The following is a 1,731-nucleotide window of genomic DNA, read 5'->3' on the forward strand; positions in this document are numbered from 1 at the left end:
AACGGTCTGGTCAAGGAGACCGTGCGCATCCTGCGGCACTGGATGTCCCACGGCGTGCGGATCTTCCGGGTGGACAACCCGCACACCAAGCCGGTCGTCTTCTGGGAGCGGGTCATCGGGGAGATCAACCGCACCGACCCGGATGTGATCTTCCTCGCCGAGGCCTTCACCCGCCCGGCGATGATGCACACCCTCGCCCAGATCGGCTTCCAGCAGTCGTACACCTACTTCACCTGGCGGACCAGCAAGCGGGAGCTGACGGAGTACCTGACGGAGCTGTCGGGCGAGGCGGCTTCGTACATGCGGCCGAACTTCTTCGCCAACACCCCGGACATCCTGCACGCCTACCTCCAGCACGGCGGCCGTCCCGCCTTCGAGGCACGGGCCGTCCTGGCGGCCACCCTCTCGCCCACCTGGGGCATCTACAGCGGCTACGAGCTGTGCGAGAACACACCGCTGCGCGAGGGGAGCGAGGAGTACCTGGACTCGGAGAAGTACCAGCTCAGGCCCCGGGACTGGGAGGCCGCCGAGCGGGAGGGACGCACCATCGCGCCGCTGATCAAACGGCTCAACGAGATCCGGCGGCACCACCCCGCGCTGCACCGGCTCCGCAACCTCCGCTTCCACGGCACCGACAACGACTCCGTCATCGCGTACAGCAAGCGCGCGGGGGCCGACACGGTGCTCGTCGTGGTCAACCTGGACCCGCACCACACCCAGGAGGCGACGGTCTCGTTGGACATGCCGCAACTCGGCCTGGACAACGGTGCCTCCCTGTCCGTGCACGACGAACTGAGCGGCGAGACGTACGCCTGGAGCACGTACAACTACGTGCGCCTGGAGCCGGGCCGGGCGCCGGCCCATGTGTTCCACGTCCGGTGACCCGCAGCGCAGATCGGAGGCCGCTGAGCGCCATGACCGTCAACTCACCCGTCCCGGACACATTCGAGGACACACCCGCCAAGGACCGCGACCCCGAGTGGTTCAAGCGCGCGGTCTTCTACGAGGTCCTCGTCCGCTCCTTCCAGGACAGCAACGGCGACGGCGTCGGCGACCTCAAAGGCCTCACCGCCAAACTCGACTACCTGCAATGGCTCGGCGTCGACTGCCTCTGGCTCCCCCCGTTCTTCAAATCACCCCTGAAGGACGGCGGATACGACGTCTCGGACTACACCTCCGTCCTGCCCGAATTCGGCGACCTCGCCGACTTCGTCGAATTCGTCGACGCCGCCCACCAGCGCGGCATGCGCGTCATCATCGACTTCGTCATGAACCACACCAGCGACCAGCACCCGTGGTTCCAGGAGTCCAGAAGAGACCCGGAAGGCCCCTACGGCGACTACTACATGTGGGCCGACGACGACAAGCAGTACGCCGACGCCCGCATCATCTTCGTCGACACCGAGGCCTCCAACTGGACCTTCGACCCCGTCCGCAAGCAGTACTTCTTCCACCGTTTCTTCTCCCACCAGCCGGACCTCAACTACGAGAACCCGGCCGTGCAGGAGGAGATCCTGGCCGCGCTGAGGTTCTGGCTGGACCTCGGGATCGACGGTTTCCGGCTGGACGCCGTGCCCTACCTCTACGCGGCCGAGGACACCAACTGCGAAAACCTTCCGGCGACCCACGAGTTCCTGAAACGGGTCCGCAAGGAGATCGACGCGATGTATCCGGACACGGTGCTGCTGGCGGAGGCCAACCAGTGGCCCGAGGACGTCGTCGACTACTTCG

2 protein-coding genes are annotated in these 1,731 nt (G+C 66.1%); both read left to right on the top strand.

Going from position 1 to position 1,731, the window contains the following annotated elements; all coding sequences use genetic code 11:
* Window positions 1–882: DUF3459 domain-containing protein (locus tag ALMP_RS36015; protein WP_375803583.1), on the top strand; the 882-nt coding region annotated here is incomplete at its 5' end.
* 32 nt (window positions 883–914) lie between these two features.
* Window positions 915–1,731: alpha-amylase family glycosyl hydrolase (locus tag ALMP_RS36020; RefSeq protein ID WP_264936021.1), on the top strand; the 817-nt coding region annotated here is incomplete at its 3' end.

This window comes from Streptomyces sp. A012304 (assembly GCF_026008495.1).
In the GTDB taxonomy this organism is placed as follows: Bacteria; Actinomycetota; Actinomycetes; order Streptomycetales; family Streptomycetaceae; genus Streptomyces.